Source organism: Oscillospiraceae bacterium, from assembly GCA_025758045.1.
GTDB lineage: Bacteria > Bacillota > Clostridia > Oscillospirales > Ruminococcaceae > Gemmiger.
Genome location: CP107208.1, coordinates 245,127 through 265,055, shown reverse-complemented (window position 1 = coordinate 265,055; position 19,929 = coordinate 245,127). Strand labels below are relative to the sequence as shown.

Below are 19,929 nucleotides of genomic sequence, written 5' to 3'. Positions count from 1 at the left end.
GCAGAGGGAGGCTTTTCGACATTCCTCTGCGTCTATCAAAATCGAGGTTTTCCCTATGAATATGCAGGATTTTTACACCGGGCACGCCTTTGATGCTTACGAGTTCTTTGGCGCCCACACCTACTTTGGGGGCACCCATTTTGCGGTCTGGGCACCGTCCGCCCAGCATATTGCGGTGGAGACCGAGGTCGGCACCTATGACATGCACCGCACCCCGTCCGCCGTTTGGGAGTGCGATGTCCCCGGTGCCAATGCGGGCATGGTCTACCAGTATTGGGTGCGCGGTGCCAACGGTCAGACCGTGGCCCACTGCGACCCTTACGGCGCCGCCATGACCCTGCGCCCCGACGGCCGCAGCATCATTGCCGACCGCCCCACCGGCTTCACCGATGACAAGTGGATGGCCGGCCGCACGAAATGCTTCGATAAGCCGCTGAATATCTACGAAGTCCACGCCGGAAGCTGGCGGCAGAAAGAGGACGGCAGCTGGTACACCTACGCCGAGCTGGCCGAGTTGCTGCCTGCCTACTGCAAGGAGAACGGCTTTACCCACATTGAGCTGATGCCTCTGGCCGAGCATCCCTTTGACGGCAGCTGGGGCTACCAGATCACCGGCTTTTACGCCCCCACCAGCCGCTACGGCACCCCGCAGCAGCTGGCCGAGTTCGTCAACGCCTGCCATAAAGAGGGCATCGGCGTCATTTTGGACTTTGTGCCGGTACACTTTGCGATCGACAGCTACGGCTTGAAAGAATTTGACGGCACCCCGCTGTACGAGTACCCCGCCGCAGCCGTGGGCCAAAGCGAGTGGGGCAGCTGCAACTTCATGCACTCCCGCGGCGAGATCCGCTGCTTTATCCAGTCCTGCGCCGACTACTGGCTGCAGGTGTTCCACGCTGACGGCCTGCGCATGGACGCAGTCTCCCGCCTGATCTACTGGCAGGGTGACCCCAACCGCGGCGTCAACGGTTCGACGCTGGAATTTTTGAAGGGCATGAACCAGGGCCTGCAGCAACGCCACCCCACCGCCCTGCTGATTGCCGAAGACTCCACCAACTATCCCAAAGTCACCGCTCCCGTGGAGTACGGCGGCCTGGGCTTTGACTACAAGTGGGACCTGGGCTGGATGAACGACACCCTGGACTACTTTAAAAAGACTTCCGAGGAGCGCAAAGAGAATCTGGGCAAGCTGACCTTCTCGATGATGTACGCCTGGAACGAGCATTACATTTTGCCCTTCAGCCACGACGAGAACGTCCACGGCAAGGCCACCATCGTACAGAAAATGTACGGCGACTACGAGGGCAAGTTCCCCCAGGCGCGGGCGCTGTACCTGTACATGGCCATCCACCCCGGCAAAAAGCTGGACTTTATGGGCAATGAATTTGCCCAGCTGCGGGAGTTTGACGAGAGCCGCGAGCAGGATTGGATGGTGCTGGATTACCCCAACCATAACGATTTCCGCCGCTTCCGCCAGGCGTTGAACAGGGCCTACTGCGCAGAGGATGCCTTCTGGCGGCGGGAGTACGACCCCGCCGCCTTCCAATGGCTGGATTGCTCCCACCCCGAGCTGGATGCCTGCGCCATTCTCCGGCAGGGGAGCGAGGCGGCTGTGCTGGCGGCATTCAACTTCGGCGATACGGAGCTGGAGGATTACACTCTCACGCTGCCTGTTGCCGGCAAGCTGACCCTGCTGCTGGACACCGATTGGGAGACCTTCGGCGGCAGCACCGCCGCCCCCAAGCGCAGCTGCGCCCGCAAGACCGACGGCGAGCTGAAGCTGACTCTGCCGCCCTTCAGTGGCAGGTTGTATCGTCTGGAGCAGGCCTGATTATACTAATCGTTTGCAAATACAATTTGGATAAATACGTATTGTATAACATTTCTATTTGTACAAAGCAAAAGACCACCGCAGACGCGGTGGTCTTTTGCTTTATTGCGTTACGTTTTACATAGGTGCGATGTCGAACCGATAGATCGTGGTGGAGCTGTACGGGGCATCCGGCAGCAGGGTCGTATCGGGGAAATCGGGATGGTTCGGGGCGTCGGGGAAATCCTCGGTCTCGAAGCAGACGGCATCGCGGGCTTCGTAGCGGGCATCATCCTTGCAGGCTGTCTGGGGTGCAAGATAGTTGGCGGTATACAAGTGCATGCCGGGCAGGGTGGTCAGCACCTCCATGCGAATGCCGGTCTCGGGGCCGGTAGCCCAGGCGGCGTGGCGCAGGCCGCTGTCCCGGATGATGTAGCACTGGTCGTAGCCTTTGGCCTGCACCAGAGCAGGGTAGTCGGCGTTGATGTCCCGGCCGGGGGTCTTTTCCTCGGTAAAGTCCATCGGGGTGCCCTTGACCGGCAGTTTGCGGCCGGTGGGCACGCTGTTCTCGTCAGCTTCCAGATAGGCGTCGGCGTCCACGCTGATGCGGTGGCCCAGGGCCGAGCCGCTGCCGTGGCCGTTGAGGTTAAAGTAGCTGTGGTTGGTCATGTTGCAGACGGTGGGGGCATCGGTGGTGGCGCTGTAACGGATCATCAGGCCCTCTTTCACCAGGCTGTATTGGATCTCCAAATCAAAGTTGCCGGGGAATCCGTCGGTGCCGGCAGGACTGTGGGCAGTCATCGTCACGCTGTCGGTCTCACCGCGGGTGACCTCGGCAGTGAACAGGGCGTGGTTGAAGCCGTGCAGACCACTGTGCAGGCAGTTGCCCGCGCTGTTGGGCGTTACATGGACGATCTCCTCATACAGGGGAAACTGCGCGCCGCCAATGCGGTTGGCAAAGCGGCCCACGGCAGCGCCCATGCTGTCGGTGTTCAGTTCGTAATCCCGGGCGGTGGGGTAGCCCAGCACCACGTCGGTGGGGCTGCCCTTGCGGTCCGGCACAATGATGCGGTGGATGATGGCCGCATAGGTCAACAGCTGCACCTCGATCTTATCGTTTTTCAGGGTGACCAGCTGCACCGGCTGGCCGGTAGTCAGTTTGCCGAAATCAGTGATAGAAACAGACATGGAAAACTCCTTTCCTTGGGTGTTGTCCTTATTTGTTCTCGTCCTCTTGGCTCTTCTGCTCCAGATCGTGCTTGACGCTGGCGGCCACGCTGCCGGTGCCGTAGTTCAGCATACGGTTCACGCGGCTGACGGTGGCGCTGGACGCACCGGTTTCGCGGCGGATCTCGCTGTAGACCTTGCCCTGCAGCAGGCAGCCTGCCACGGCATAGCGCTGCTCCATAGTGCGCAGCTCGGTCACAGCGCACAGGTCGTCAAAAAAGCGGATGCACTCGTCCAGGTTTTCCAGCCGGAGGATGGCTTCATACAAATCGGTGCAGCGTTCGTTTTGTTGGTTCATGTCAGGGCGCATAGGCGCCTCCTTTATTTGTTCATTTTGTTTTGCACAGATGTGCATCATTATTTGTATTTTAGCAAATCTGCCCAAACAAGTCAACACTTTAGCGCATTAAATTATCTTTTAAATTATCTTTGCCCTTGCACCCAAAGCAAAAGGGCGGTATTATAATAGGTAAGTTCAACTCTTGCAGGGGCCGATGGCAAATACCGGCTCGCGGGAGCACACTGTACGCCCCTGCAGCCTTGCTATTAACCAATCGTTTTTATAAGGAGACTTTTATGCCTTTTGCCTTACTGCTTTTTTACCGTGTGCTGGGTATCCTGCTATGGGTGCTGGTGCTTTTGATGCTTTGGGAGAAATACCGCATCGTGCGCGGCGGCACGTTGCTGCCCGCCCAGATTTTGGATTGCTGCAAGTCCAGCCAGAGCGATACCCCCGCACAGCCGTCCCGCCGCGACGCCCTCATCAATCCCCGCGTGGGTGCGGGCGGATACTGCTACCGGGTAGTATTTACCGCAAACGGCCAGCGGATGGAGCGCCACACCAACGACTCCTTCTGGTTCCACCACGACGGCCAGCAGGGCAAGACCGTGCTGGTGTGGTACAATCCGGCTTCCCCGGTGGTGGAGCGCAAAAGCTGGGAGACCGAGGTTTTGGCCGCCGCCATGGGTGTGCTGGCCACGGCACTGCTGCTGATTCGTTGAGATAATCGACAGAAAATGTTAATTTTGTCTTAAAAATAGTCGAAATTTGAACACTTGTACTTGGTAATGGCTGAGTGTTGTGGTATAATACCCATCGTTCCGCCTAAAAAAGGAACACAACATGGAAATCTTACTTTATTTTGTTCTGGTGCTGGCGCTGGTGGGTGATGTGCTGCTGGCCATCTTACTGGTGCGCAGCAGCCGCCCGCAGAAGCCCCAGGGGCCTACCGCCGATGACGTTGTCAACGCGATGACCCCGGTATTGCAGGGCGAGACCGACCTGCTGGCTGAACAGCTGCGGGCGATGCAGGGCGAGAGTGCCCGCACCACCACCGCCACGCTGCGGGACTTTTCCGCCGTGTTGGCCGAGAACCAGCGCCAGAACGCCGCCGCCAGCACCGCCCGGCTGGAGTCCATCGACCGCGCCGGGGCCGCCCGCCAGAAGGCCGCCAACGATGCGCTGATTGCCCAGCTTACGATGATGGAGACCCGCCTGAAGAACCTTGAGGACTCCAACGCTGCCCGCTTGGACGGCGTGCGCGGGGCGCTGGTGCAGGGGCTGAACACCATCCGGGCCGACAACAACCAAAAGCTGGACGAGATCCGCGGCACGGTCGAGGAAAAATTGCAGGACACTCTGCAAAAGCGCATCAATGAGTCTTTCCGCGCCGTCAGCACCCAGCTGGAGCAGGTCTACAAGGGCCTGGGCGAGATGCAGAACCTCGCCGCCGATGTGGGCAGCCTGAAGCAGGTGCTTTCCGGCGTAAAGACCCGCGGCATTTTGGGCGAGGTACAGCTTGGCGCGATTCTGGAACAGATTTTGGCCCCCGGTCAGTATGCCGAGAACGTGGCCACTGTGCCCGGCAGCGCCAACCGCGTAGAGTTTGCCATCAAGATGCCGGGGCAGAACGGCAACATCTGGCTGCCCATCGACGCCAAGTTCCCCGGTGACACCTACGCCCACCTGCAGGCGGCTTTGGAGCGCGGCGACGCTGCCGCGGCGGCCGCCATGCGCAAGGCACTGCAGTCGGTGCTGCGGCAGGAGGCCAAGGACATTCACGATAAGTACATCGAGGTGCCCTACACCACCAGCTTCGGCATCCTGTTTCTGCCCTTTGAGGGGCTGTATGCCGAGGTGGTTTCCAGCGGAATCACGGAAGTTTTGCAGCGGGATTATCAAATCACGGTAGCAGGCCCGTCCACCATGGCGGCGCTGCTGAACGCTTTGCAGATGGGCTTCCGCACGCTGGCGATCCAAAAGCGTTCCGGCGAGGTGTGGACGATTTTGGGCGCTGTCAAGACAGAATTTGAGAAGTTCGGCGTCGGCTTACAGCAGATGCAGCGCCACCTGAACCAGACCGGCTCCGACCTGGAGGAGCTGATCGGCCCGCGCAGCCGCGCCATCACCCGCAAGCTGGAATCGGTGCAGCAGTTAGACCCCGATGCCGCCGCCGATCTGCTGGGCATTGAAGAAAAGAGTTTTTCCGTATAGGGAAGTATGAGAAAGGAATCCGACTATGATCCGTATCGTCACTGACTCGGCGGCCGATTTGACCGCCCGCGACCTGGAGACCCCCGGCGTGACCGTTGTGCCCATGGGCATCACCTTTGCCGATGGCACCGCCACCGTGGATGACGGCAGCATGACCAAGGACGAGTTCTTCACCCGCCTGGCCGAGGACAGCAAGCTGCCCCGCACCAGCCAGCCCAGCCCGGCTTCGTTTATCGAGCTGTTTGAGGAAGCTGCCGATGCAGGGGATGAGGTCATTGTCATCACTATCGCGCAAAAGCTTTCCGGCACCTACCAGTGCGCCAGCCTGGCCGCCGCCGAGACCGACGTCAAAGTCTACATCATCGACTCCGAGACCGCGACCCAGGGCGAGGCCATCATCGTGCGGGAGGCCATCCGCCTGCGGGAGCAGGGGCTTTCCGCCTCCCGCATTGCGGCCGAGCTGGAGACCTTTAAAAAGCGGGTGCGGGTCGTTGCCATCGTGGACAGCCTGAAGCACCTGCAAAAGGGCGGCCGCCTGCCTGCCGCCGTGGCTATCGTGGGCGGTGCACTGGGCATCAAACCGGTGCTGGCGCTGTCCGACGGTGCGATCCATCTGGTAGACAAAGGCCGCGGCCGTCCCGGTGCGCTGGTAGCCATGTACCGCCAGTTGGACAAGCAGGGCGGCGTGGACCCGGCCTACGGCTATACGCTGCTGTATAGCGACGATAAGCAGCTTACCGCCCCGGTGCACCACTATCTGCACCAAAACCTGCACCTGACCGGCGGGCGCGTGGGGCAGATCGGCCCCACCATCGGCACCCACATCGGCCCCGGCGCGGTGGGCGTGGCCTTTGTCATCCCGGAATAACCGCTTTACACCAATAAAAACAGCAAGTCCCCGGCAGAGAGGCCGCAGCCTCTTGCCGGGGGCTTTTTGCGTGGGTTACAGCGGGCCTTCGCCCAGGCTGGGGTCGGTGGGCAGCAGCGACGGGTCAAACGGCATATCCGTATCGCTGTTGATGCGGCGCTTCGGGTCCTGCTCGTAGGCAGTTTCGGGCACCTCGCTCAGGTCAGTCCAAAGTTCCTCGGTTTCTTCCTCGGCTCCATGGGGGCCAAACGGTTCGTGCAGCATAAAACAGACCTCCTTTTTGTATAGCGCCGGGCTGTGCCGCCCAGACTATAAGGGAAGTTTCTCACAGTGAGGTGGGTTTTATGCGTTCACGCGCCGGATTTTTTTGGTGCAGCCTGTGGCTGACCCTGCTGCTTTTGCTGCCGCTGATCCTTGTGGTGGGCTTTTTGGCCCGGCAGCGGCAGACCCAGCAAGAATTGCGGCAGGCCGCCGCCAACCAGAGCCAGCTGCAAATCGAGCCGGGTGCCCAAAGCGTGTGGCGGATGCTGCTGGTGGTGCAGAAAGAGGAGCCGGCCTTTGTGCTGGTGCGGGCGGACGGCCCGGCCCACAGCGTGACCTTCTGTGCCCTGCCGGGGCAGCTGCTGGTCAACGCACCGGCTGGCACTACCACACTGGCGGAATGTACGCTTTCGGCCGGGGCGGGACGGGCCGCTCAACTGCTGAGGGCCGCGCTTTCCACCGGCGAGACCGCCCTACCGCCGCTGTACTATCTGGCGGCCACGCCCTCCTGCTGGGTGGATTGCGTGGGCAGCGGCACGGCGGTGCGGTTTGATACGTCCTCGCTGCTGCAGCCCGCCGCACGGCTGGCGCTGGGCTACGGCAAGGAGGCGGTGCAGGCTGTCAGTGCCACCGACGCGGTGGAGTTGATCGCCGACCTGCAAAGCCAGATGAGCGAGACGACCGCCGCCAACGCCCGCGCCGCCGTCTGGGCCGCTTTTGTGCGGCAGAACCCCGACCGGCTGACCGCCGTGCCCGATGCCTGGCGCAAATACAGTGCCCGGACGCTGACCGATTTTACCGCCACGGATTTGCTCAGGGCAGGGGAGACGCTGGCCTACCTGCAAAAGCAGGCCGCACTGACTGTGGATTATGTTACCGTCGCCGTGGTTGATGCACCGGGCGGGGAAGCGTTGACAGAGGATGGGCTGCAGGTGGTGGAGAGTTTGCTGCAATAAAAATAGCTCCTGCCCGGAGTGGGGTAGGAGCTATTTCTATGCTGTACGGGCCGTTACAGATACTTCACACCCAAAATGGCCACGCCCAAAATCACCAGCACTACGCCGGTGGCGCGGTTGAGGGTGGTTGGTTCGGCCTTATTGGCAAACTTGGCCGCGATGCGCGCCCACAACAGGGTGCTGAGCACACAGCATACCAGGCAGAACAGGTCCGGCGCACCGCCAATGGCAAAGTGGCTGACCGCACCCGTCAGGGCCGTAAAGGTCATGATAAACACGCTGGTGCCCACGGCGGTCTTCAGCTCGTACCCCAGCACCGAGGTGAGCAGGAGCAGCATCATCATGCCGCCGCCTGCGCCGATAAAGCCGCAGATAAAACCCACGCCCATGCCGCAGACCAGCGACTGCACCAGCCGCTTCTGGGCACTGACGCCCTGCATGGCCTCCTTGGTGGTCATGACAGGCCGCACGATGAACTTGACGCCCAGCAGCATCGTCATAAACACCGAGAAGCTGCCCATGGTCGTGCCGGGCACCTTGCTGGCTACAAAGCTGCCCACCATCGTAAACACCAGCACGGCGGCCATCATCACAGCGCCGTTTTTCACATCCAGGTTGCCGTTTTTCTTGTAGGTATAGGCCGAGACGGCGCTTGCCAGCACGTCGCTTGCCAGGGCGATGCCCACGGCCATGTAGGGGTCCATCCCCAAAAAGGTGATGAGTATCGGGCTGATGACGGCGGCGGCGCTCATGCCCGCAAAGCCGGTGCCCAAGCCCGCGCCGATACCGGCGATAAAGCAAACGATAAATGCCACAAGATAGGTCATAGTGTTTCTCCTTTTTCTGCAAGGCGGCGGCAGAGGGTGGCATCCATGCGGGCCATATAGTCCTGCATGGCCTGCGCCTCGGCGGGGGTCAGGTCGGCGGTCACGGCGGCGGTGGCGGCCTGCTGGATAGCGTGAAGCTCCTGTACCAGCGGCGCGGCAGCGTCGGTAAAGCCCAGCATCCGCTGGCGGCGGTTATCGGCGGCCGGGCTTACCGTCAGCAGGCCCATGGTGCGCAGATGCTCCACCGCCTTGGACACATTGGACTTAGCCAGCCCGCGGTAGCGGCAGATGTCGCTGGCAGTGCGGCAATCCGGGTTGTTATGCAGGAACAGCAGGATGTCGATCTCCAGCTGGTTCAGCCCATGGCGGACCGCGGCGGATTCAAACTGGGATGTATAGAACTTTTTATAGTGCTGTACAAAGGCCAGTACCGGGATCAAGTGGCTCACCTCACAGAGTGTTTGTTTTAGAACGGTTATAATTATAACCGTTAAGCTGGAGATTGTCAAGGTGTTATAAGGCAAGGCTTGCGGGTTCGCCCCTACATAACACCATCCTTACGCAAAAAGGCCCCCGCCCCTGGGATAGGGGAGAGGGCCTTACCTATGGTTTGTTTACTGCTCGCGGAAGCGGGAGAGGAACTCGATGGTGCGGTGGTTCTGGGGATGCTCAAAGATGTCGGCGGGGGTGCCTTCCTCGCAGATGACACCGTCAGCCATGTAGACCACATGGCTGGAAACATCGCGGGCGAAGGCCATCTCGTGGGTGACGACGATCATGGTCAGGCCCTCCTTGGCCAGCTGGCGCATAACGCTCAGCACTTCACCCACCATCTGGGGGTCCAGGGCGGAGGTAGGCTCGTCAAACAGCAGCACTTCTGGCTGCATGGACAGCGCACGGGCGATGGCCACGCGCTGCTTCTGGCCGCCGGAAAGCTGGCGGGGCTTGGCGTTGACGTAGGGGGCCATGCCCACCTTTTCCAGGTTGCTCAAGGCCGTCTTGCGGGCGGTCTCCTTGTCCTGGTGCAGCACGTAGCGCAGGCCGGCGGTGCAGTTGTCCAGCACGGTCATGTTGTTGAAGAGGTTGAAGCTCTGGAACACCATGCCCACCTTGGCGCGGTAGGCGCAGGGGTCAGAGCCTTTGGCCGTGATGTCCTGCCCATGGAACAGCACGCTGCCGTGGGTGGGGGTCTCCAGCAGGTTGATGCAGCGCAGCAGCGTGGATTTTCCGCTGCCGGAGGCGCCGATCACGCAGGTAACATCGCCGTGGTTGACGGTAAAGTCAACATCGCGCAGCACCACGTGGGTGCCAAAGCTTTTGGAGAGGTGGCGCACCTCAATGATGGGTTCAGACATGGGATGCCTCTCCTTTCATATCCAGATTCTGGGACTTGTGGTCCGGGTCCGGGGCGTTGTACATGCCGCTGGTGTAGGCCAGGGTATCGGTGGTGTTCAGGTCGTAGTTCTGGGGGCCGTCCAGGGCCTTCTCCCAGGCACGCAGCAGGTAGCTGGCCAGCAGCGTCATCGACAGGTAGATGATCATGACGATAACGGCGCTTTCAAAGTAGGTGTACAGCGCGCCGACCACGCTCTTGTGCACAAAGAACAGGTCGGTGATGGAGATGACCGACAGCACCGAGGTATCCTTGATGTTGATGATGAAGTTGTTGCCGATCTGGGGCACGATGTTGCGCAGGGCCTGGGGCAGGATGACATGCAGCATCGTCTGCCAGTGGTTCATGCCGATAGCCATGGCACCCTCGGTCTGGCCTGGGTCGATGGAGACAATGCCGCCGCGGACCGTCTCGGCCATGTAAGCACCGGTGTTGATGGATACGATGAAGAAACCGGCCGTCCACATGCCCATTTTAATGCCGAACACCTGCAGCAGGCCGTAGTAGATGAAAACGGCCTGCACGATCATGGGCGTGCCGCGGAACAGCTCAACATAGCAGCGCAGCACTACCCGCAGGATGCGCAGCAGCACCCGCTTCCAGACGGGGTCGCGCTGTTTATCGATGGGGATCGTCTGCAAAGCGCCCACGGCGAAACCGATCAGGCAGCCAAAGAATGTGCCGACCAGTGCCAGCAGCAGGGTAGTGCCTGCGCCGCGCAGATACGAAAAGCCGTATTTCTGCAACACATTGGCGCAGTTTGTCAAAAAGTCTTGCATGGGGATTCTCCTTTATTCTTCATGCACCGTAGGGGTAGAACCGCCGAAACCCCTGCCGCCGAAAAAAGCGGCAGGGGTATGGATGGCGGGGATTACTCGCTCAGGGGCTGTACGCTGATGGCTTCGTCCATCATGGTGTTGTAGTCGTCAGCGGTCATGGTTGCCAGCACTTCGTTGATGGCATCCTTCAGGGCGGTGTTGCCCTTCTTCATGGAAATACCGATGTTGATGTCCTCATCGCTGACCTGGAAGTCGTTGTCGCCGCCGCCGAAGTCCAGCAGGGTGAAGTCAGGATAAGCAACCAGGGCCGCCTGGCCGGTGGGACGGTCGGTGACGACGATGTCGCAGGCGCCGCTGCTCAGGGCCACCAGCATGGAGGGGGCAGTTTCCTGGGCGGGCAGGATGTTGGCATCGGGAATCTGGGACAGGCAGTTATCATACCAGATGGTGCCCAGCTGGCTGGTAGCGGTGGCACCGGCCAGATCGGCCACGCTGGCGGCGGAAGCATACTGGCTGTCCTTCTTGGTCAGGGTGATGATGGAAGCGTAGTAGTACGGGTCAGAGAAGTCGACCTGGGCAGCGCGCTCAGCGGTGATGGACTGACCGGCGATGACGCAGTCCACATCGCCGCTCATGACGGCGGGGATCAGGCTGTCCCAGTCCAGCTTGACAATCTGGACGTTCTGGCCCAAGGCGTCGGCAATCTTTTTGGCCATCATAACGTCGTAGCCGTAGGCGTAGTCGCTGGAGCCGCGGATGGCAACAGCGCCGTTGGAGTCATCGCTCTGGGTCCAGTTGTAGGGGGCGTAAGCGCACTCCATGGCAACGGTCAGGGTCGTGGGGTCGCCGTCACCATCGGGGGCATCGGCGGCAGCCTCAGCGGCGGCCTCGCCGGAAGCGGTGGAATCAGCGGCGCTCTCGGCCGCGGTAGAGCCGCAGGCGGTAAAGCTGGCGGCCATGGCAGCCACCAGGCCCAGGGCCAAAGTCTTTTTCAGTTTCATGATGTTCTCCTTTATTTTCCTGTATAATTCCCTCTATGGGCAGGTCCGCCTTTCCCGGCAGGGGAGAGGCAGAACCACCTTACGCAAAAAGCCCCGGCTCCTTACGGAAAGCCGGGACTTGAAGCCTTGGCTATAAGCATCCACGGCGCAGCGTGCTGCCGCGCCATTGCGGCCCATACTCATGCATAAATATTACATCACTATGCAGGCTTTGTCAATAGGTATTAAGCTCAGGCAGCAGTTTTTTCGCTGTTTTTCTCGCTCTTGCTGTAGCTCTTGACACTGTGCAGCACAATGTTCAGGCCCAGAACGATCAGCATCACAGCCAGGATCAGCTGCAGGCCGTTGGCGATGAACACAGCACCCCAGGTGGTCTCGCCAGCGGGGATGGTGGTGGAAACAGCGGCAGAGATGGCCTTGACCATGGCGATCAGGCGCTGGACCAGCGCGGTGAAGGTGACGCACAGCATGATGACCAGCGGCGGGAACAGCATCTTGTTGTTGCGGCCGGTGACCTTCAGGAATACGCACAGGGTAGCCAGGACCAGAGCGCTCAGCAGCTGGTTGGCGGAACCGAACAGCGGCCAGATGTTGGCATAGCCGATCTGGGTCAGCAGGAAGCCGAAGGCCAGAGTGATGATGGTGGAGAAGTAAACGTTGCAGAACAGCTTGCGCCAGCCCTCAGCGTGCTCCATATCATCGGTGCTGAACAGCTCCTGGAAGCTCATACGGCCGATACGGGCCACGGCATCCAGGCTGGTCAGGGCCAGGGCGGAAACGCACATCGTCATAAAGACGGTAGCGATGGAAACGGGCACGCCGAACATCTCAAAGAAGCCGGCAACGCCGCGGCTGAAGATCTGGAACGGGGTACCGGCGGCCGGGGTGCCATCGGCAGCGGCAGCAGCACCGGCAACGCACAGGGCCAGGACAGCCAGCAGGCTTTCCAGCACCATGGCGCCGTAACCGACCTTGAGCATGTCTTTCTCGTTCTCAACGGTCTTGGAGGAAGTGCCGGAGGAAACCAGGCTGTGGAAACCGGAAACGGCGCCGCAGGCCACGGTAACAAACAGGATGGGGAACATGGTGCCCAGCTTCTCGTTGTTGAAACCGGTGAAGACGGGCAGGTTCATGGTGGGATGAGCGACCAGCAGGCCGACAACGGCACCGGCGATCATGCAGATGAACATGAAGGTGGTCATGTGGTCACGGGGCTGTTTCAGCAGCCACATGGGCAGGACCGCAGCGAAGAAGATGTAGACGAAGGTGATGTAGCTCCAGGCAGCCTTGCCCAGAATGATGGGGAAGTTCATGCCGACAACGAAGGACAGCACGATGAAGACGATGCTGATGACGGACTCTTTCCAGCCGGTGAAGCGGAACTTCTTCTGCAGCAGGCCGAAGATGACAGCGAACACCATGAACATGATGGAGACCATGCCGGCAGCGCCGTTGGTGTTGGCGGCATCAGACAGGCTGGTCACACCATCGGTGGTGACGTAAGCGTTGAAGGTACCGGCGACCATGTCAGCAAAAGCAGCGATAACGATGCAGCAGAACAGCCAGCAGAACAGCAGGAACAGCTTACGGCCGGTCTTGCCGATGTACTTCTCGATCAGCAGGCCCATGGACTTACCGTCATTCTTGACGGAAGCATACAGGGCGCCGAAGTCGGTAACAGCGCCGAAGAAGACGCCGCCGATGAGCACCCACAGCAGGACGGGCAGCCAGCCGAAAGCGGCAGCCTGGATAGCACCGGTAACAGGGCCGGCACCTGCGATGGAAGAGAACTGATGGCTGAAAACGGTCCAGCCATCGGTGGGCACGTAGTCCTTGCCATCCTCCAGCCGCACAGCCGGAGTTTTGGCGTTGGGGTCAACACCCCAGGTTTTAGCGAGCCAGCGGCCGTACCCGGCATACGCACATACCAGGACGACAGCTGCGATCAGAACAATCACAAGCGTATTCATTTGTATAATCTCCCTCATTTCTTACATATTTTTACAATCGCTTGTTCTATTACTTTAAACCGCTGTTCTTCGTTTGTCAACGGATTGTTCATATTTTGTCAACATGTTGGGTATATAGCAAATCCGTCGAAAACTATTGGTAAATTTTCGTCACCTTCGACAATACAAAAATTCATTGACAAAGCGAGGCGGTGGTTATAGTATAAAGGAAAGCGTTTGCGCGAAAAGCTGCCGCTCTATATTCTATTATACTATAATACAAAAGGAGACTTCCCCATGAAACAATGGTTGAAAGATGCGGTATTCTACGAGATCTATCCCCAGAGTTTTTACGATACCAACGGGGACGGCATCGGAGATTTTCCCGGCATCATTGCCAAACTGGATTACATCAAAGACTTAGGCTGCAATGCGCTGTGGATCAACCCCTGCTACGACTCTCCGTTTAAAGACGCCGGCTACGACGTGCGCGACTACAAAAAAATTGCGCCGCGCTATGGCACCAACGCGGACGCCGCCGCGCTGTTCAAGGCCGCCCACGAGAAGGGCATCCACGTGCTGTTCGACCTGGTGCCCGGCCACACCAGCGAGGAACACGCCTGGTTCAAGGCCAGCTGCCGGCCCGAGCACAACGAATACTCCGACCGCTTCATCTGGACCGATTCCTGCTTTGCCTCCGGCGACGGCATGCCCTTCATCGGCGGCGAGACCCCGCGCAACGGTACCTACATTTTGAACTTCTTCAAGTGCCAGCCCGCGCTGAACTACGGCTACGGCAAAATCAACCAACCCTGGCAAAAGCCCACCACCGACCTCGCCTGCCTGGCTACCGTGGAGGCCATGAAGGACGTCATGCGGTTCTGGCTGGACATGGGCTGTGATGGTTTCCGCGTGGATATGGCTTCCAGCCTTGTTAAAAACGACACCAAGCACAAAAAGTACACCTGTGCCATCTGGCGCGACATAGCCGCCATGCTGAGCAAGGAGTACCCCGAAGCCGCCCTGGTGGCTGAGTGGAACGGCCCGCGCATGTCGCTGAAAAACGGCTTCGATATGGACTTTTATCTGGAGTGGCAGGGCAACGGCTACAGCTGGCTGATGCGCAACTACGACGGTGCCACCGACTCCAACCCGCACAACATCGGCAAGGCCTACTTCTGCAAGGACTCCGGCACCGGCATCGATAAGTTTTTGGACGACTACCTGCCCAGCTACAAGGCCACCAAAAAGGACGGCCTGTGGTGCTTTATCACCTGCAACCACGATACCATCCGCCCCTCGGCCGGTTTGACGGTGGACGAACTGCGGCTGGCCTACGCCACGCTGTTCACTCTGCCCGGCGCACCGTTCGTGTATTACGGCGATGAGATCGGCATGCGCTACCTGCCCCTGCCCAGCAAGGAGGGCGGCTACTTCCGCACCGGCTCCCGCACGCCGATGCAGTGGGACGGCACCGCCAACCACGGCTTCTCCACCGCCGCAGCGGATGCGCTGTACCTGCCGGTGGATACCGCCGACGACGCCCCCACGGTCGAAGCCCAGCAGGCCGACCCCAACAGCCTGCTGCATGCCGTGAAGAGCCTGCTGGCCTTCCGCCATGCCCACCGGGATCTGGACTCCGACGCTTCGTTCAAGGTGCTGTACGCGCCCAAGGCCAAGGGCGACTACCGCCCGTTTGCCTGGCAGCGCGGCAAGCTGACCTGCGCCGTCAACCCCGCTGGGGCCGCCGCCGGCCTGCCGCTGAAGCTGAAGGACGGCACCCGCGTGCTGTACGCCATCGGCGAAGCCGCCGTCAAGGACGGCGAGCTGCACCTGGGCGCCCAGAGCTTCGCCGTGCTGGGGTAAATCGAAATTTACTTCTACTTAGACATACAAACTGTTGACAGTAAAACTCCTATATAGTATTATTTGATAAAATACTATATAGGAGTTTTTGTGTGAACATGAATGGCGGATTTCTTGTCACAAAAATAAAACAACTTGGAGATCGAATCTTTGAGAAGATTCTCAGCGAAAAGAATATTGATGCGTTTAACGGAGCCCAAGGGCGTATTCTTTATGTACTGTGGCAGGAAGATGGAATCTCAATCAGGTCACTCTCGATTAAATGTGGATTAGCGATAACTTCTCTTACTACGATGCTGGAAAGAATGGAAAATCAAGGGCTGATAAGACGTGTTCAGTCTGAAACGGACAAAAGGAAAACACTCCTGTTTCTGACTGAAAAAGCACATGCCTTAAAAGACAAATACGATTCTGTATCTGATAAAATGGGCAGTATTTACTACAAAGGTTTTTCGGAGGAAGAAATTACCCAGTTTGAGGAATGCCTCGACCGTATCAGAAAGAATCTTGAGGAGTGGCAGAAATCATGAGTATTTGTATCAAAGATCAGATTCAAAACATGAATATCGTCATCGGATGTACAGTGGGGTGTGCATATTGCTATGCCCGCAATAATGTGAAACGCTGGCATATGATTGATGACTTTGCTGACCCTGAATTCTTTCCGGGTAAGCTCAAGATGATGGAAAAGAAACGTCCGCAGAACTTTCTTCTTACCGGCATGAGCGATCTTTCCGGCTGGAAGTCAGAATGGAGAGACGAGGTATTTGAAAAAATCCGTGAAAATCCACAGCATCAGTTCCTGTTCCTTACAAAGCGACCAGATCTGCTGGATTTTGATACAGATTTGGAAAACGCATGGTTTGGTGTTACGGTGACTAGAAAAGCAGAACTGTGGCGTATTGACGCACTACGGGAAAATGTCAGAGCAAAACACTATCATGTTACCTTTGAGCCGCTATTCGACAATCCAGGTTCAGTTGATCTTTCCGGGATCAACTGGATCGTTGTCGGCACCATGACTGGAGTTCAGAGCAGGAAGGTTCATACGGAGCCGGAGTGGGCATGGTCTCTGACAGATCAGGCGCATATGCTTGACATTCCGGTATTTATGAAGGAAGATCTTGTCCCTATCATAGGGAATGAAAATATGATTCAGGAAATGCCGGATGAATTCAATAAAGTGTTAGAGGTACAGAGATCATGGCAGAAGTAATAAATGGAATCCTCATTAATGAGGCGGAAACAAAGAACATCATGACCAAGTCCAGTCTGCCTGTAGGCGGTTACTCGGTCAATCCATATGTAGGCTGTACACACGCCTGCAAGTATTGCTATGCTTCTTTTATGAAGCGCTTTACCGGACACAAGGAGGAATGGGGCACTTTCCTTGATGTGAAGCATTGGCCGGAAATTAAGAATCCGAAGAAATATGCCGGACAGCGGGTGGTCATCGGTTCTGTGACAGATGGCTACAATCCACAGGAGGAGCAATTCGGGAATACCAGAAAACTTCTGGAGCAGCTGATCGGCAGTGACGCAGATATTCTGATCTGCACAAAGTCGGATCTTGTGGTACGGGATATTGATCTGATGAAGAAGCTTGGACGAGTAACCGTTTCATGGTCGATCAACACACTAGATGAAAATTTCAAGAACGATATGGACTCTGCTTCTAGCATTGAGCGCCGTATCGCTGCAATGAAGCAGGTATATGAAGCAGGTATCCGTACAGTCTGTTTCGTATCTCCGGTATTCCCCGGTATCACGAATTTTGAAGCAATCTTTGAGAGGGTAAAGGATCAGTGCGATCTGTTCTGGCTCGAAAATCTCAATCTTCGAGGCGGTTTCAAAAAGACAATTATGGATTATATCGCCGAAAAATATCCTGATCTTGTACCGCTTTACGATGAGATCTATAACAAGCATAACCGCAGCTACTTTGAAGTGCTTGAAGTAAAAGCTGCGGAAATGGCTAAGAAGTATGATTGTCCCTTTGTGGATAATGAAATGCCTTATGGCAGAGTCCCGCAGGGACATCCGGTGATCGTAGATTATTTCTATCATGAGGAAATCCGAGGGACAGAGAATACAGGAAAAAGAAATCGTTAATCTAAACGAAAATTAAACTGATGATGGTGGAGAGATTTATTTATCGCCATTTGAAATCGAGAAGTTCTTGTTTGAAAAATAGAGAAATTGTAAAATTGAAGAAAAAAGAAATGCACAGCTCCCAGCTTATCGGGAACTGTGCATTTTTGCAAATAAATACTTTTAATTAGCCGATTACGGCATCCTCTGCTGTAAAATGTTCCAGAGAATTTTCTTTTACCTGAATGCAGATATACGTAATTCCGGAAACATCAGATGCAAAAAGCTGACGCTTTGCAGCAGGTGCGATTTTCAGCCAATCTCCGGTAGAAAGGCTGATTTCTTCTCCATCAATTATGGCTTTGCCATTACCCGAAAGAATTCCATAGATTTCTTCGTTTTCCTTATGAGAATGAACAAATGGGACATTTGCTCCTGCAGGAAGTTCGTTTAAGCTGATTTCTGCACCTGTTAAAGACAACTTTTCATGCAGTTCAATTCGGTTTTCCTTTCCAATCGTTGTTTTTGTGTAATTTGCCATAATAATACCTCTCTAGTTCATTTGTGGTTTCCGGTTGCCAAGTATTAGTATAGTGTGATACACATACAAAAACAAGTACGCACCTTTTTGTAACTGTACATTCAAAATCGAATGTGTTATACTAGACACTGAGGTGAGAATTATGCGCGCAAAAGAAGAATTGCCGGAATGCCCGGTTGCAACAGCAGTATCTCTTATCGGTGGAAAATGGAAACTGCTGATTTTGCGTAACTTGAAAGAGCGTCCATGGAGATTCAATGAGCTGCAACGAAGTATAGATGGCATTTCACAAAAGGTTTTGACAGATAGTTTAAGACAAATGATGAGTGATGGACTGGCATATCGCCACGATTACCATGAGCAGCCACCGAGAGTCGAATACGGATTAACGGAACTCGGAACAAAAATGCTTCCGATTGTTAATTCACTTGCTGACTTTGGTAACTACTATAAATCACTTATTGAACAGAATTAAGTACGTTAGTACTTGAAAAGCTCGAACAATCGAAATTTGAGGAGGTAAGTATGACTGAAAGAGAAAAAATGCTGGCAGGTCAGCTTTATGACTGTGGTGATGCCGAGCTGTTGACACAGTGGCATAAAGCCAAGGATTTGGCAAGAAATTATAATCAAACCGATTCCTTAGATGCCGCAGAAAAAGAAAGAATTCTGAATGAGCTTCTTGGCGGAAAAGGTAAAAACCTGTGGATTACCGCACCGTTCTATGTAGATTATGGAAACAATATTTATTTCGGGAATAACTGCGAAGTAAATATGAATTGCACTTTTTTGGATGACAATATAATTCGTATCGGGGATAATGCCTTAATTGCACCCAATGTGCAGATTTATACGGCATTTCATCCGACAAATGCGGTGGAGCGTTTTGGTGAACCGAAAGCGGATGGCTCGTTTGAGTTTTGTAAAACCAAAACGGCGCCCGTTATTATCGGCGACAATGTCTGGATTGGCGGCGGCGCTATTATTCTGCCCGGCGTTACGATTGGAAATAATGTCGTAATCGGAGCGGGCAGCGTTGTAACGAAAGACATTCCCGACAATGTAATTGCAGTGGGAAATCCCTGCAGAGTAATCAAAGAAAACAAATAAAGACGGATGCTGTATTTTGCATTGCCAAGCCAATAACTTCCAGTTTGTCATACTCATTCCTATAACCAAAAAATCCAGAACTGTGTGGCTGGTTCAGCCAACAGTTCTGGACTTTTTATTTTTCAACTGCGGTTTTTTCTTATTACAGCGTTTTCAGCAAAACTTTGCTCAGCGGGCGCTTGGGGACGCAGTAGTCGCCGGCCTCATCCAGGTAGTATTTTACGCTGCCGTTCTGCATTTCCACCAAGTGGCTCTTGTGGGTGGGGTAACCCAGGGCAACCATGCAGCACAGGCGCATCTTTTCTGGCAGAGCCAGCAGCTTTGTCAGGGCCAGACGATCGATGGCCCCCATGATGCAACTGCCCACACCGTGGGCCCAGGCGGCAGCGGTCAGGCTGCCCAGGGCAAGGCCCGCGTCCATATCATTGGCACCGGGCAGGTTTTCATCCTGTAATACGGCGATAAACGCCGTCGGCACCTCGTCGGCCTTGGGGTTGCCCTGCTCCCGGGGCAGATAGGCGGCCCAGTGTACCAGCGGCTGCACGGCGGCCACAGCTTCGGGGCTTTGCACGATGATATACTTCACCGTCTGGCGGTTGGCGCCGCAGCTGGCGATGCGGGCGACGTCCACACACTCCTGCAGAATTTCAGGCGCCACGGGGCGCTGCTCGAACCGGCGGTAGGTGCGGCGCGTGCGCAGAAACTCCATCATATCCATTCCCAACACATCCTTGCTTCTTGTCTTTGCCGCGCCCT

At 56.5% G+C, this 19,929-nt stretch carries 22 protein-coding genes; 11 read left to right on the top strand and 11 right to left on the bottom strand.

All coding sequences use genetic code 11. The features are described 5' to 3' along the window. The first annotated feature begins 55 nt into the window (after nt 1–55). Nucleotides 56–1,831 carry a 1,4-alpha-glucan branching protein GlgB gene (gene glgB / locus OGM81_01395; protein ID UYJ43835.1) on the top strand — a complete coding sequence of 592 codons (1,776 nt, stop codon included), beginning with the start codon at nt 56–58 and terminating at the stop codon, nt 1,829–1,831. Between the two features lie 117 nt (nt 1,832–1,948). Here the strand turns inward: glgB and OGM81_01390 are convergent, their stop codons facing one another. Continuing rightward, nucleotides 1,949–2,998, bottom strand: coding sequence for a galactose mutarotase (locus OGM81_01390; GenBank protein UYJ43834.1), 1,050 nt, complete (start codon nt 2,996–2,998; stop codon nt 1,949–1,951). A gap of 28 nt (nt 2,999–3,026) precedes the next feature. Continuing rightward, nucleotides 3,027–3,347, bottom strand: coding sequence for a YerC/YecD family TrpR-related protein (locus OGM81_01385; protein ID UYJ43833.1), 321 nt, complete (start codon nt 3,345–3,347; stop codon nt 3,027–3,029). 266 nt (nt 3,348–3,613) lie between these two features. Here OGM81_01385 and OGM81_01380 point away from each other — a divergent pair, with 266 nt between their 5' ends. The 3 genes from OGM81_01380 to OGM81_01370 all read left to right on the top strand — a co-directional run bounded on the left by OGM81_01380 (nt 3,614) and on the right by OGM81_01370 (nt 6,399). Then, nucleotides 3,614–4,039, top strand: coding sequence for a hypothetical protein (locus OGM81_01380; protein UYJ43832.1), 426 nt, complete (start codon nt 3,614–3,616; stop codon nt 4,037–4,039). A 121-nt stretch (nt 4,040–4,160) separates the two neighbouring features. Next, a complete protein-coding gene (gene rmuC / locus OGM81_01375; GenBank protein ID UYJ43831.1) occupies nt 4,161–5,531 on the top strand; it encodes a DNA recombination protein RmuC in 1,371 nt (456 codons plus the stop codon). Between the two features lie 25 nt (nt 5,532–5,556). Then, the gene (locus OGM81_01370; protein UYJ43830.1) at nt 5,557–6,399 is read left to right on the top strand and encodes a DegV family protein; all 843 of its coding nucleotides are present in this window, start codon (nt 5,557–5,559) and stop codon (nt 6,397–6,399) included. A gap of 75 nt (nt 6,400–6,474) precedes the next feature. Here OGM81_01370 and OGM81_01365 read toward each other — a convergent pair whose 3' ends face one another. Further along, complete coding sequence (locus tag OGM81_01365) at nt 6,475–6,663, bottom strand: hypothetical protein (protein ID UYJ43829.1); 189 nt, start codon at nt 6,661–6,663, stop codon at nt 6,475–6,477. A gap of 80 nt (nt 6,664–6,743) precedes the next feature. Between OGM81_01365 and OGM81_01360 the strand changes: the two genes are divergently transcribed. Beyond that, nucleotides 6,744–7,616, top strand: a complete 873-nt coding sequence (locus OGM81_01360) for a hypothetical protein (GenBank protein UYJ43828.1) — start codon at nt 6,744–6,746, stop codon at nt 7,614–7,616. 53 nt (nt 7,617–7,669) lie between these two features. Here the strand turns inward: OGM81_01360 and OGM81_01355 are convergent, their stop codons facing one another. The 6 genes from OGM81_01355 to OGM81_01330 form a co-directional block, all read right to left on the bottom strand. Further along, a complete protein-coding gene (locus OGM81_01355; protein UYJ43827.1) occupies nt 7,670–8,443 on the bottom strand; it encodes a sulfite exporter TauE/SafE family protein in 774 nt (257 codons plus the stop codon). Beyond that, on the bottom strand, nt 8,440–8,883 hold the full coding sequence (locus tag OGM81_01350; protein UYJ43826.1) for a MarR family transcriptional regulator: 444 nt from the start codon (nt 8,881–8,883) through the stop codon (nt 8,440–8,442). Before OGM81_01350 ends, OGM81_01355 begins: the two co-directional genes overlap by 4 nt. A gap of 174 nt (nt 8,884–9,057) precedes the next feature. Next, nucleotides 9,058–9,798, bottom strand: coding sequence for an amino acid ABC transporter ATP-binding protein (locus OGM81_01345; protein UYJ43825.1), 741 nt, complete (start codon nt 9,796–9,798; stop codon nt 9,058–9,060). Next, a complete protein-coding gene (locus OGM81_01340; protein ID UYJ43824.1) occupies nt 9,791–10,615 on the bottom strand; it encodes an amino acid ABC transporter permease in 825 nt (274 codons plus the stop codon). The genes OGM81_01345 and OGM81_01340 overlap by 8 nt, the downstream gene beginning before the upstream one ends. Before the next feature lie 92 nt (nt 10,616–10,707). Beyond that, complete coding sequence (locus OGM81_01335; protein ID UYJ43823.1) at nt 10,708–11,616, bottom strand: transporter substrate-binding domain-containing protein; 909 nt, start codon at nt 11,614–11,616, stop codon at nt 10,708–10,710. Nucleotides 11,617–11,846: 230 nt separating this feature from the next. After that, entirely contained in the window at nt 11,847–13,586 is a 1,740-nt protein-coding gene (locus OGM81_01330; GenBank protein UYJ43822.1) for a carbon starvation protein A, read from the bottom strand. A 276-nt stretch (nt 13,587–13,862) separates the two neighbouring features. Between OGM81_01330 and OGM81_01325 the strand changes: the two genes are divergently transcribed. The 4 genes from OGM81_01325 (at nt 13,863) to OGM81_01310 (ending at nt 17,543) form a co-directional block, all read left to right on the top strand. Continuing rightward, nucleotides 13,863–15,431 carry an alpha-amylase family glycosyl hydrolase gene (locus OGM81_01325; protein ID UYJ43821.1) on the top strand — a complete coding sequence of 523 codons (1,569 nt, stop codon included), beginning with the start codon at nt 13,863–13,865 and terminating at the stop codon, nt 15,429–15,431. A gap of 92 nt (nt 15,432–15,523) precedes the next feature. Further along, complete coding sequence (locus OGM81_01320) at nt 15,524–15,961, top strand: radical SAM mobile pair system MarR family transcriptional regulator (GenBank protein UYJ43820.1); 438 nt, start codon at nt 15,524–15,526, stop codon at nt 15,959–15,961. After that, the gene (locus tag OGM81_01315; GenBank protein UYJ44947.1) at nt 15,958–16,647 is read left to right on the top strand and encodes a radical SAM mobile pair protein A; all 690 of its coding nucleotides are present in this window, start codon (nt 15,958–15,960) and stop codon (nt 16,645–16,647) included. Before OGM81_01320 ends, OGM81_01315 begins: the two co-directional genes overlap by 4 nt. After that, nucleotides 16,635–17,543 carry a radical SAM mobile pair protein B gene (locus OGM81_01310; GenBank protein ID UYJ43819.1) on the top strand — a complete coding sequence of 303 codons (909 nt, stop codon included), beginning with the start codon at nt 16,635–16,637 and terminating at the stop codon, nt 17,541–17,543. Before OGM81_01315 ends, OGM81_01310 begins: the two co-directional genes overlap by 13 nt. Nucleotides 17,544–17,709: 166 nt before the next feature. Here OGM81_01310 and OGM81_01305 read toward each other — a convergent pair whose 3' ends face one another. Continuing rightward, on the bottom strand, nt 17,710–18,063 hold the full coding sequence (locus OGM81_01305; GenBank protein UYJ43818.1) for a cupin domain-containing protein: 354 nt from the start codon (nt 18,061–18,063) through the stop codon (nt 17,710–17,712). Nucleotides 18,064–18,205: 142 nt separating this feature from the next. Here OGM81_01305 and OGM81_01300 point away from each other — a divergent pair, with 142 nt between their 5' ends. After that, complete coding sequence (locus OGM81_01300) at nt 18,206–18,538, top strand: helix-turn-helix transcriptional regulator (GenBank protein UYJ43817.1); 333 nt, start codon at nt 18,206–18,208, stop codon at nt 18,536–18,538. Between the two features lie 50 nt (nt 18,539–18,588). Next, nucleotides 18,589–19,173 carry a sugar O-acetyltransferase gene (locus OGM81_01295; protein UYJ43816.1) on the top strand — a complete coding sequence of 195 codons (585 nt, stop codon included), beginning with the start codon at nt 18,589–18,591 and terminating at the stop codon, nt 19,171–19,173. Nucleotides 19,174–19,315: 142 nt separating this feature from the next. Here the strand turns inward: OGM81_01295 and OGM81_01290 are convergent, their stop codons facing one another. Next, a complete protein-coding gene (locus OGM81_01290; GenBank protein UYJ43815.1) occupies nt 19,316–19,891 on the bottom strand; it encodes a nitroreductase family protein in 576 nt (191 codons plus the stop codon). Nucleotides 19,892–19,929: the final 38 nt, after the last annotated feature.